The organism is Psychrobacter sp. Sarcosine-02u-2 (assembly GCF_002836335.1).
Classification (GTDB): domain Bacteria; phylum Pseudomonadota; class Gammaproteobacteria; order Pseudomonadales; family Moraxellaceae; genus Psychrobacter; species Psychrobacter faecalis.
Genome location: NZ_PJBX01000158.1, coordinates 1 through 12,571, shown reverse-complemented (window position 1 = coordinate 12,571; position 12,571 = coordinate 1). Strand labels below are relative to the sequence as shown.

9 protein-coding genes are annotated in these 12,571 nt (G+C 42.0%); 8 read left to right on the top strand and 1 reads right to left on the bottom strand.

Annotated features, from left to right (window positions below):
- Positions 1-24: 24 nt before the first annotated feature.
- The 5 genes from dnaN to CXF58_RS06695 all read left to right on the top strand — a co-directional run bounded on the left by dnaN (position 25) and on the right by CXF58_RS06695 (position 8,017).
- A complete protein-coding gene (gene dnaN, locus CXF58_RS06715) occupies positions 25-1,200 on the top strand; it encodes a DNA polymerase III subunit beta (protein WP_102076968.1) in 1,176 nt (391 codons plus the stop codon).
- A gap of 74 nt (positions 1,201-1,274) precedes the next feature.
- Entirely contained in the window at positions 1,275-2,534 is a 1,260-nt protein-coding gene (recF, locus tag CXF58_RS06710) for a DNA replication/repair protein RecF (RefSeq protein ID WP_102076967.1), read from the top strand.
- A gap of 666 nt (positions 2,535-3,200) precedes the next feature.
- The gene (gene gyrB, locus CXF58_RS06705) at positions 3,201-5,735 is read left to right on the top strand and encodes a DNA topoisomerase (ATP-hydrolyzing) subunit B (protein ID WP_227678763.1); all 2,535 of its coding nucleotides are present in this window, start codon (positions 3,201-3,203) and stop codon (positions 5,733-5,735) included.
- Positions 5,736-5,867: 132 nt separating this feature from the next.
- Positions 5,868-7,349, top strand: a complete 1,482-nt coding sequence (locus tag CXF58_RS06700; protein WP_102076965.1) for a DUF6880 family protein — start codon at positions 5,868-5,870, stop codon at positions 7,347-7,349.
- Positions 7,350-7,408: 59 nt separating this feature from the next.
- Positions 7,409-8,017 carry a manganese efflux pump MntP gene (locus CXF58_RS06695; protein ID WP_102076964.1) on the top strand — a complete coding sequence of 203 codons (609 nt, stop codon included), beginning with the start codon at positions 7,409-7,411 and terminating at the stop codon, positions 8,015-8,017.
- A 118-nt stretch (positions 8,018-8,135) separates the two neighbouring features.
- On the opposite strand, the gene rlmF is transcribed toward CXF58_RS06695, so the two are convergent.
- Positions 8,136-9,188, bottom strand: a complete 1,053-nt coding sequence (gene rlmF, locus CXF58_RS06690; RefSeq protein ID WP_102076963.1) for a 23S rRNA (adenine(1618)-N(6))-methyltransferase RlmF — start codon at positions 9,186-9,188, stop codon at positions 8,136-8,138.
- Positions 9,189-9,431: 243 nt separating this feature from the next.
- On the opposite strand from rlmF, the gene CXF58_RS06685 reads away from it, so the two are divergent.
- The 3 genes from CXF58_RS06685 to CXF58_RS06675 all read left to right on the top strand — a co-directional run.
- Complete coding sequence (locus CXF58_RS06685) at positions 9,432-10,238, top strand: crotonase/enoyl-CoA hydratase family protein (RefSeq protein WP_102076962.1); 807 nt, start codon at positions 9,432-9,434, stop codon at positions 10,236-10,238.
- Between the two features lie 33 nt (positions 10,239-10,271).
- Positions 10,272-11,429, top strand: a complete 1,158-nt coding sequence (locus CXF58_RS06680; RefSeq protein ID WP_180952541.1) for a MalY/PatB family protein — start codon at positions 10,272-10,274, stop codon at positions 11,427-11,429.
- 94 nt (positions 11,430-11,523) lie between these two features.
- Positions 11,524-12,571: YobI family P-loop NTPase (locus CXF58_RS06675; protein WP_267284275.1), on the top strand; the 1,048-nt coding region annotated here is incomplete at its 3' end.

Sequence of the window (12,571 nt, the reverse complement as noted above, 5' to 3'; positions counted from 1 at the left end):
ACTAATAAACAAGAGTAACTAAGCATGCAATTATCGATTAATCGAGAGTCGTTACTAAAAGCCATTAACTTGATTGCCAAGGCTGCTGATAAGCGCCACAACATGGTTATCTTGGGCAATATTAAGCTGCAATTGTCGGAGGCGGCGCTGATTTTGACCGCCTCTGACTTAGAAGTAGAGCTGACATCGACGTTAAAATTGCCTGCTGGTGCCTGTATTGAAGCAGGTACAACCACTTTACCTGCCACAAAGCTCAGAGATATCTGTAAATCATTGCCCACGCAAGCGCAGGTCAATCTGACCACTCAAGAAAATGAGCGCTGTCTATTAACCAGTGGTAAGAGCCGTTTTACCTTGGGTACACTACCTAGTGAGGATTATCCAAGCTTGGGTAACCCCGAAAACATCACACCGTTAACCATCAGTCGTAGCCGTTTGACGGATTTGATTCATAAAACTCAATTCGCAATGGCTATCCAAGATGTGCGTTATTATTTGACCGGTATGCTGTTTGATGTGTCACAGCAGCAGCTAACCACCGTAGCGACGGACGGTCATAGACTGGCGTTGGCGCGTAGTGTCATTGATGTCAGTAGCGACTTAGATATGCAAGCGATTTTGCCGCGTAAAGCGGTGATTGAGCTTGAGCGTTTGGCTTCTGAGCTTGGTAAGATGCTGGGCGATAAAGATAATGCTGTGACATTGAGCTTTGGCCGTGAATTCTTACAAGTAAGCTTACCCTTTGGTGATGTAGATAGTACAGGGCAGGTGAGTGATAACTTAATGGTGACCTTTACCGCGCGCCTTATCGATGGTAAATTCCCGGATTATCGCCGTGTCATGCCAAGTAATACAGATAAGCTTGCTTTGTTTAACCAAGAAAAAATGACAGATGTGTTGCGCCGTGTGGCGATTTTGAGTAATGAGAAATCTCGCGGTGTGGTGTTTAATTTTGCCAGTGATGGCATGGTAGAAGTTCGTGCTAATAATGCTGAGCAAGACGAGGCAGTCGAGATGATACAAGCAAAGTATCAAGGCGAACCGATGGAGCTGTCCTTTAACGCCGCCTACCTGCAAGATGTCTTGGGCGTGATTCAAGGTGATTTGCAAATGCATATGAGCCAATCTAATGCCTCGGTACTGGTCAATCAGCTCAATGATGACTTCCATCAATATGTCATTATGCCCATGCGTATATAATTTGGTGATCTTATGAAAAATAACAAACTTTTGCTTGCTAAATAATAAGCGTAATATAGGCGGCTGTCACTATTATGATTGAACGTCTACAGATCTCACACTTGCGTAATCTGACCCAAATCAGTGTAAATACTGCTGCTTGCAACGTTATTATCGGAGCAAATGGCAGTGGCAAAACCTCGTTACTTGAAGCGATATTTTTGCTTTCAAGAGGTAAAAGCTTCCGTCATCATCAGCCTAAACGCTATATTCAGCACCATCAAGATGCGGTAATTGTTCATGCTAGACTCAATGATAGCAGTACCTTAGCTATTCAAAAGCAAGCCGATGCGACGACGGTTCTACGGCTAAATCAAACCACAGTTTATAACCAAAGCATCTTAACCGAGCAGCTACCCACATTACTGATAGATCCGTCATCGATGGATATGTTAGAGCAGGGTAGTGCCAGTCGCAGACAGTTATTAGATTGGCTAGTGTTTCACATGAAACAGGGTTTTCATCCGCAATGGATCGCCTATCAACGTTTGCTAAAACAGCGCAATAGTTTGCTAAAAAAGAGTCGTTACCTAACGCAAGTGCAGCTTGCTGAATTAAAATCATGGGACAAAGGGCTTGCTAGTCATGCGGCGCTTATTCATCATTATCGTGAGCGAGTCTTTAGCGACTGGCAGCCTTACTTTGCGAAGAGTGTCACGCAGCTATTGCCTACCTACGCTGAGCAACTAAGCTTAAGCTATAACGCTGGCTACGATACCAATATCCCGCTAGATATCCAGCTTAACGAGCGTTTGGAGCAGGATTTGCAGCTGGGTTACACGCGGATAGGTAATCACCGCGCCGATATCCATGTACATTGGCGCTCTAGTGATTTATCAGAGCATGCTAACAACGAAGCAGACAGCAGTGCGAGAGCAGTATCAAAAACCATAGAAAAAGCAGACACCGCGGCCAAACTACCGACTATAAAAGAACAGGCTGCTAACGTTCTCTCCCGCGGCGAGAAAAAACTGTTAATTACCGCTCTACGCTTATCGCAATTGCCGTTATTGCTTAATGAAAACACTTCTACCCATGCGATAGAAAAGGACAATAGCAGTGTTATTTTGCCAAATGACCATAATAAGGCGCGAGCCACGCCAGTAGTGCTACTAGACGATATTACCGCTGAACTTGATGCTAGGGCGATACAAATTCTATTGTCGACATTGGCGCAGCTGCCATGTCAGGTATTTATGACTAGCTTAACCGAAGATATCTTACCGTTGGTGAATGAGTATTGGTCAGAACCTAACGTGTTTCATGTGAAACAAGGAAGCCTAAGGTCTTTATAAAGATGTTTTATAGAAACGTTTTTTAGAAATAGTTTCGTCAATATCCGCTAAGTTTGTGCTTCATTTTTATCAACCACGCTTCATATCTTCCGCAAAATTTCATTATTATGCTTATGTGTTTAGTAGAAAAGTGGCCTTTCTAAAATACTTGCTTAATACCGAGAAAACTGTCAGTAAACAGTGACTTAGCGCCAGAAAAATGTTAAAATAGAGCTTTATTTTTGCCCTGTTCTCAGCAAGTTATCTTATAAAATTTTATCAGTATTGTTTAAGGGTTTCTTGATAATTTTCAGCTTCTAAGTGCTTGATAGATATATGCTTATCTCTAAGCTGTTTTAATGAAGCGTAAAAGAAATGACAGCGTATATTAAAAACAGTCTTTGAGAAATTGGCTGTATTTAAGTCCACTTGTTTAATACTGTTTTATCTTCTTTTAAGCGACTTCTGATAAAACTTTTGCTAACTCTATAACTACATATTTTGACCATAAAACGTTAAATTTAAGATAACGTCGTCGAGCGTTGCCATTGTGGTGAGCAGATGACATATAGCTGATAATGGCTAGATTAAGGAATGCACATGAGTGATTCATTACCTACCGACCACGAACAATTGATGAGCGGCAGCGCTGTAGAGATTACTGCGCCTGCTGCCGTCCCTGAAGGAATGCCCTCTGATTATAGCTCCAAAGATATTCGTGTATTGCGCGGACTAGAAGCGGTGCGCGTACGTCCGGGTATGTATATTGGTGATACCGATGATGGTACCGGCTTGCATCATATGGTCTTTGAGGTGGTGGATAACTCTATCGATGAGGCGCTGGCTGGTCATTGCGACCAAATTGATATCATTATCCATGAAGACGAGTCGGTCAGTGTCATGGATAACGGTCGCGGTGTCCCTGTGGATATCCATCCAGAAGAGGGTGTATCGGCAGCGCAGGTTATTATGACTGTACTGCACGCTGGTGGTAAGTTTGATGACAACAGCTATAAAGTATCGGGCGGCCTACACGGCGTTGGGGTTTCAGTTGTAAACGCTTTGTCTAAAAAGCTTGAGATGAATATTTGGCGCGAAGGCTATCATTATCATCAAACCTATACCGATGGCGTTCCTGATGCCGATATTCAGCAGATGGAAGCGACCGATAAAACCGGTACGCAAATCCGTTTTTATCCGAGTAACGATGTCTTTACTGGTACCATTTTTGAGTACGATATTTTAGCCAAACGCTTACGTGAGCTATCATTTTTAAACTCTGGCGTGCGCATTGTCCTAACCGATGAGCGCATCGATAAACGTCATGAGTTTGAGCATAAGGGCGGCTTGTCTGAATTTGTCAGCTACATTAATGCGGGCAAAGACGGTATCAATGAAGTCTTTCATTTCACTAGTGAGCAAGACGACGGTATCAGTGTCGAAGTGGCGCTACAGTGGACGGACACCTATAACGAAAAAGTATTGTGTTTTACCAATAATATCCCGCAGCGTGATGGCGGAACGCATTTATCTGGCTTCCGTTCAGCTTTGACGCGCGGACTTAACAGCTATATGGATCGCGAAAACTTATTTAAGAAAGAGAAAATCGTTGCCACGGGTGATGATGCGCGTGAAGGTTTGACAGCGATTGTCTCGGTAAAAGTGCCGGATCCTAAGTTTTCCAGTCAGACCAAAGATAAGCTGGTTTCAAGCGAAGTGAAATCTGCCGTTGAATCGGCCATGCATGATAAGTTTAACGACTATTTGCTTGAAAACCCAAGTGCCGGTAAAGCAATTGCCAATAAGATCATTGATGCGGCGCGTGCGCGTGATGCGGCGCGTAAAGCCCGCGAGATGACCCGCCGTAAAACCACGCTAGATATCGCAGGCCTGCCGGGTAAATTGGCGGATTGCCAAGAAAAAGATCCAGCATTGTCAGAGCTTTATATTGTGGAAGGGGATTCTGCTGGTGGTTCAGCCAAGCAAGGTCGTAGCCGTAAGACTCAAGCAATTTTGCCACTAAAAGGTAAGATTCTTAACGTTGAGCGTGCTCGTTTTGACAAAATGCTGTCTTCTGCTGAAGTTGGTAACTTGATTACCGCGCTTGGTTGCGGCATTGGTCCGGATGAATATAATCCTGACAAAGTACGCTACCATAAAATCATCATCATGACCGATGCGGACGTCGATGGCTCGCATATTCGTACGCTGCTGTTGACCTTTTTCTTCCGTCAAACGCCAGAATTGATTGAGCGCGGTTATATTTATATCGCTCAGCCACCACTTTATAAAGTAAAAAAAGGTCGTCAAGAGCTGTATTTAAAAGATGATGAAGCCTTAAAAGCGTATTTATTATCCTCGACGATTGATAATACTAAATTGCATATTAGTGCTGATGCGCCTGCTATTACTGGGCAAGCGCTTGAGACCTTGCTCAATGATTATAACCAAACCCAGCTTATCAAAGCGCGTTTGCAGATTCGTTATCCAGCGGTATTATTGGATGCATTGACCCATACGCCGAAGCTTAGCACCGATATGACTTATGATAAGTCAGCGATGGAAGCGTGGAAAACGTCATTACAAACGCAGCTTGAGCACTTTGGTAGTGATTTAAGTCCGGAGATTGAACTGGTCAATATTCATGCGCCGCAACCAAAGAATATGGATGCTGCCGCTGCTGATTTATTGGGTATGACCGCAGTGGTGGAACCTGAGGAAGGTGAAACGTCTGCTGATGACAGTGATTCTTTATCTGCCAAAGCGCAGTGGTTACCGCGTATCACTGTTTATGTGCATCAACTGGCGCATCATTATCTGCTAGATGCCAGCTTTATCAATTCAGGCGAGTATACCAAGCTGCTGCGCTTATCCGCTGAATGGAATACCTTGCTTGCAGAAGACGCCTTTATCCGCCGTGAAGCAAGCGCAGGTACGACCAAAGACATCCCAGTACGCGATTTTGATTATCTCTGGCAACAAATGATGCTTGAGGCGCGTCGTGGTTTGGCGATTCAGCGTTATAAAGGGCTGGGCGAGATGAACGCTGATCAGCTTTGGGATACCACCATGGATCCTGAAAACCGCCGTATGTTACGCGTGACAATTGAAGATGCGATTGCCGCTGACCATATGTTTACCTGCCTAATGGGTGACCATGTCGAGCCACGTCGCATTTTCATTGAAGAGAATGCGCTGACCGTGTCTAATTTAGATATTTAGCTTTTAGTTTATAGTCCTTGAAGTTATAGTTTTGAAGTTTGAATATAATTGTTTATTGGTATAAAGTCATCTTGCTCGCAAGGTGGCTTTTTTCATGTGAAATATTATCAATAAAGTAGTGAAGGGAATACTATGCTAAACGCAGAACAAAAGAAGTATTTGTCACAACTATCAAAAAAGACCTTAATTGATTTTGTCTCTGAGGTGTATGGTATAGATAAAATGCTCGATAAAAAAATTGAGCGTCTGCTATTACAATCAAATAAACCTAAACTTATAAAAAAGTTAACCACTACACTAAAAGGACTTAGAAGACGAAGGAAGTTTGTAGATTACTGGGAATCTAGTGAATTTGCTACTGAGCTTCAGCACTTAGCTAGCGATATAATGAGCCTTTATCCTGAGCAACCACGAGAGTGCTTGACGTTACTTGAGTTATTTATAGAGTCTACTAATGCTAGCCTAGAACGTGCTGATGATTCCAACGGTTATATCGGTGATATTTATAGGAGTTTGACGTCATTTTGGCTAGCAGTGGCTAGCACTTGCTATGAGCAAGAAAAGCGAGACATACCTGTTGATGAGCGCGATATACTCAGTCAAGCTTGGATAAAGAAAGTAAAAGTGCTGGCTGACGATAATGATTATGGTACCAAAGATAGTTTATTAGAAAATATTGATCAACTGTTATCTGAGACTGAGATACGTGGATTGATCGCTGATTATCAACAAGAGCGTGAGAATATCCAAACAAAAAAAGCAATTAAAGATACGCTCAATGAAAGGCAAAACAGCCCTTTAAGTGATGATGCTTTTTCAATTAACTATGAAAAAATGGTAATTGAGATCGCCATAAAAAACCTAACAAGGGCGCTAGGTGATGTGGGTTTTTTTGAAACCATATTCTTTGAGATGCAAGAGACTAGACCGGTTCATCCTCGAAGATTAGAAGAGTTGCTAACATTTCTGCTAAATCAAAGAGCTTTTGATAAGGCATTACACTACTTAGATGAAGAGTGGCAAAGCGATGGTCTATTAGATAAGATCAGACGTTTGGATTGGCTGAGTCACATATATCACATGCAAAAAGATACCGACGCGCTCATGGAGGTGCTAGGCGAGGCGTTTGAGCTACAATCAACCCCTTCGCGGCTAAAAGCTATCATGGCTGTGGCCAGTCCTTCTCAGCAATCTAAGTGGCGAAAAAGAGCTTATGAGCTGGCAGAACAACAAGAAAATGTATTTATGGCCACATCGCTACTGCTAGAAATAGGAGAGATTGAGCTTGCTAATGAGGTCGCAGTTGCCCGTCATTCCCAGTTTGCTGATGTGCATTATACAGATCTCACAAGCATGTTAAAAGATTTGCCAACTAAGACAGATTTACTTCAAGTTATTATTTATCGCACTTTACTTAACGATATTCTAGACAGCTCTCGCAGCAAAGCTTATGGTCACGCCGCTCGCTACTTCGATCGTCTAACCAAACTTGATACGGTTATTAGTAAATCGTCTAAGCCTTACAGTGAACTTGCGACCCATAAAGAATATGTCATTACCCTTAAAGACAAGCATGGTAAAAAGCGTAGTTTTTGGGAAAAGGTAAACGATTAGATTGATGTAGTGTTTCACGTGAAACTTATGACAATAAGCAGAAATAAGCGAAGAATAAAATGATTGAAGTTGTATTACTTGCCATTGCTCTTGCAATGGATGCGTTTGCTGTTGCGATTGGGTTAGGGGCTAAATCACAAAAACAGCATCGTCATTATGTGCTGCGTTTGGCGATTTATGCGGGTTTGTATTTCGGTATTGCGCAGGGCGTGATGCCACTGATTGGTTATTTATTGGGCGCAGCTTTATTAGGCTGGTTGGCTGCGGCTGCACCTTGGATTGGTGGTTTTATTCTTATCGGTCTTGGTAGCAAAATGCTTTATGAAGTGTTTTTAGGAGATGGAGAAGAGGCGGTAGATAAAGCGCTGCATATAAATAGTGAGACAGTATCTGTAAATGACAGCCTAAAGAAAAATATCAATCATCGCACCATGTTTACCCTTGCGATCGCCACCAGTATTGATGCCATGGCAGCTGGCTTTACGCTGAATTTGTTGGCGCTTAATGCGTGGTTGGCCTGTTTAATTATCGCTATTATCACTGCTATTTTTAGCGTCTTTGGTGTGTATTTGGGTAAGAAATCAGGTACGCATCTTGAAGATAAGGCGGAAGCGCTTGGTGGGCTAGTACTTATACTCATTGGCTTAAAGGTGATGTTCTTTAGCTAGTTTATTAACCTTTATCTTTTACGCTATAAAAAAACACCGCTTTGATAATCAAAGCGGTGTTTTTTTGTTTCACGTGAAACTTTAAATAAATGTTTTTTAGACAGTCATTTTTTATTAATTACGCTTCGTCAGTATTAAAGCGCCACGCTAGAACACGGGTATTCTTTTGGCCTTGGCTCATCTCGATGATGCGCATTTGGGCAACATCAAGCTGTTTTAATAATAGTTGTAATGGTTTCACGTTCTCTGACTTTGACACTAAACTGGTAAACCAGCCAACATGCTCGGCAAAATCTTGGCTTTCTTTCATCATCTTGGTCAAAAAGGCAATCTCGCCACCCTCACTCCACAGCTCTTTATGCTGACCGCCAAAGTTTAGATTTTGCGCAGCATTTCCAGCCTTGGTTGAATGGCGGCTGATTTGCTCGTTTTCATTCTTACCACGATGTCGTTGTAGGTTGTGTTGCTTGCGGGTATTGGCTTGCATCGCTTCTTCTAATGACGCATGAAACGGAGGGTTGCAAATAACCACATCAAAGTAATCTTGACGACCGATGATGTTTTTAAAGATAAATTTAGGCTCAGGTTGCAGCTTTACTTTAACGGCGCTTTTTAGCTTCGGGTTAGACTCGCAAATAAGCGCGGCGGTATTGACCGAAATAGGGTCGATATCACTCGCGGTAAAACGCCAGCCATAGCTTTGGCTACCGATAATTGGATAAATGGCACTGGCACCGGTACCAATATCAAGGGCGTGAATTTCTTTACCAGTCGGCGGTGTATTGTCGTCATTAACGTGCGTGGTTTGCGCCAATAAGTCGGCAATATAATGGATGTAATCTGCGCGACCCGGTATCGGCGGGCAGAGATAGCCTTCTGGAATATCCCAAAATTTAACACCATAATAATGAGCGAGTAACGCCTGATTCAGGACGCGTACCGCTTCACTATCAGAGAAGTTAATGGTCGGCTCGCCATTCGGGTTGGTGATGGTGTGCTTGGCCAATTCAGGCAGGGCACGGGTTAATAGCGCAAAGTCATAGCGACCTTGGTGCGGATTGCGCGGATGTAGCTTGCCGAGTTTTTTGGCGGTCTCAGGTGAGCGGTTGCGATGATTATTAGCACTTGCTCTACGGACGTTTGATGTATTGGTGATGGGCTTACTGGTCATAGTTTCGGACTGCAATGTTTGAATATAATCACCCAGTTTAGCAGATTTCGCGTCCCTCTATCTGTTTATCCATTGCGACCGAATTACCTATAGCGAATAAAAAATAGCAATCTGCCTGTGCGCTTATATCTGTCCTTGCGTTATAGCATAGGGGTGTCTATATTGAAACTAAGCCAAATGAACATAAAGCGGCTATTTTATAAGCGCAGCAGATGACAATAATACCTTTAAAAGGATAAAAATATGACAACGGAAAGTAATAATCACAGCAGCGATAACCGCATCACCTATGAAACAGACGGCTATATCTGCCTGATTGGGCTCAATCGCGCCGATAAACGCAACGCCTTTGATAGTCATATGATTCAGCAGTTATCCGAAGCACTGACGTGTTATGAAAGTGACGATAACTTACGCTGTGCGCTCATATTTGCCCATGGCGAGCACTTTACCGCCGGGCTTGATTTAATGGAGTTACAGGATAAATGGGATAAAGGTGCGTTTGATTTTAATGATAATGAGATTGACCCGTGGGGTATCGGTGGTAAATTACGCAGCAAACCTGTCGTCGTTGCGGTAAAAGGCACGTGCTTTACCGCGGGCATTGAACTGATGCTAAACAGTGATGTGGTCATCGCAAGTGATAACTGCAACTTTGCACAAATGGAGGTACAGCGCGGTATCATGCCGTTTGGCGGTGCAACGGTACGTTTCATACAGGCAGCAGGTTGGCAAAAAGCCATGCCGTATTTGCTGACTGGTAAAGCCTTTGACGCGCAAACCGCTGATAGGCTGAATCTGGTCAGTGAAGTAGTGCCGAATGGCGAAGAATACGAGCGGGCAATGACTATTGCGCAAGAGATTTGCAAAGCTGCACCACTTGGCGTACAAGGGTTACTGTCCTCAGCACAAGATGTCAGTCGTAGTGGAACTGCCGCCGCATTGGCTAATATTCATAGCTATTTGCCACATTTATTTCATTCAGAAGATGCGAAAGAGGGTGCGATGGCGATGGTAGAGAGAAGGGAGGCTGAGTTTAAGGGGCGTTAATAATTCAAAGATCTATGCTTTAGGAGACTGATGGTGCAATACAATTTTGATGAAATAATAGATAGACGTGATACAGGGTCAGTCAAATGGCATTATAGCGATGATACCATCCCGCTGTGGGTCGCGGACATGGACTTTAAGGCCGCCCAGCCTATCTTAAACGCGATTGAGCAAGTCGCGCAGCATGGCATATTGGGCTATACCAAGCCGACTGAGGCATTGTACGAGGCGATTATTGGCTGGCATGGCAGTCGTTATAATTTACAGCTAGATAAAGAAAATATCTTGTTCTCGCCGGGCGTCGTGCCAAGTTTAGCGCTGATGATGAACGTATTTACTGAAGTAGGCGATGCGGTACTGGTTAATGACCCCATTTATACGCCTTTTATGACCAAGGTCGAGCAAAATGGTCGCGCGCTTGTGATGTCAGCGTTAAAAGAAGTCGACGGTAAATATCAGTTAGATTTGGCTGATATCGAAACCAAGATAATCGAGCATAAGGTTAAGTTATATTTATTATGCAATCCGCACAATCCGGGCGGGCGCGTGTGGACGAGGCAGGAGCTTGAAGCGTTACTGGCACTTTGCAAAAAGCATGATGTGGCGATTGTTAGTGATGAGATTCATCAAGATTTAACCTTGAGTGGTTATACTTTTACACCTCTTTTAACCCTCGCAAAAGGCTACGAGCATAAAGTGGTCAGCCTAACCTCGATGACCAAAACCTTTAACGTAGCAGGTATTAAAGGCTCGATGATATTTGCTAAAGACGATGCGTTAATAAAAAAAATCAGTCAGCAGCAGCAGTTAAATGACGAGTATGAGCTCAATTTATTTGCTTATGAAGTGATGCGTAGCGCTTATGAAGAGGGCGATGAATGGCTTGAGCAGGCGCTTAATTATATTGAAGCCAATATAGAGTTAACCATTAGCTTTTTAAAGCAGCATTTGCCCGATATTAAGATTATGCGCCCAGAAGCCTCGTATTTAATTTGGCTGGATTGCTCGGCGTACGGCGATGATAATCAGACGCTGTATAACAAGCTGCGAGCTGCTAAAGTTGAGCTCAATGCAGGGATTAAATATGGCCGTGAGGGGCATTTGAAAATGCGTATTAATGTGGCTTGTCCTGAGGCGCTGTTGCGTGAGGGATTAAATCGGGTTTATGCGGCGTTTAGGGGTGGGGTTTAGACTTAGTATTTTTGTAAAGCTAAGTTTGTAACGCAGTGAAATTAAACCTTTCTTTGAAATTCTATAGCAAACCCTGAAAAAGGATATTCAATTAGTGGAAAAAATAATACTTAACCATAGAATAAAATTAGAAAAAATCAATAATTCTAAAGTAGAGAATGAGCATCAAGTTCATTCTCTATCACCTCTAAATAATCTAGATCAAGGAGAGGAAAAAGAGAGCTATGAAAAATATGAGAATAGACTAATATCTGCACTGAATGAAGAAAGTGTCTTCAATATAGCTGTAACAGGAATATATGGTTCAGGAAAAAGTAGTATTTTAAATACCTTTAAGAAAAAATATAAAGAAAATAGCCAATGGGATTTTTTAGATATTTCTCTTTCTTCTTTTCAGATCAATAAAGATACTTTTTCAGACGACAAAGACTCAAATACTACTGATGAAAAAAACAGTGATATGAAAATAGAAGAGGAGTTAACGCCTGAGCAGATTCAGCTTATAGAAAGAAGCATACTACAACAGTTCTTTTATGCTGTACCTCAAAATAAAATTCCCTTATCAAGATTTAAACGAATTACTGGTAATGCTTTAACGAATAAGGTTACAGCCTTGCTAGTAATAATACTAATTATAAGTGGATTAGTGTTTTTTGATAAGGTTGATTATATTGAAGCTATATACTCCCTACCTAATTGGCTACCAAAATTAGCATTTTGGTGCTTTTTGATATGCTTTATATTATTGTTATATAAGTTATTAAGTGTCTCTTTTGAATTATCTGAGATTAAGCTTAACTTTCATAACTCAGAATTTAATATAAAGAATGAAAAAGAAAAGTCTATTCTTAACGATCATTTAGATGAAATTTTATATTTTTTTGAAGCTACTGGAAAAAATGTTGTCTTCATTGAAGATTTAGATCGGTTCAATAATAACGAAATTTTTGTAAGGCTGCGCGAACTCAACTCTATGATAAACAAGTATTGTGAAGATAGAGTGGTTTTCTTATATGCTATTAAAGACGATATGTTTACTGATACTGAGAGAAGTAAATTCTTTGAATATATTATCCCTGTTATTCCTATTATCAATCCAACGAATGCGTATGATTTGATCCAAAAAAACTATGAAGAAGTGG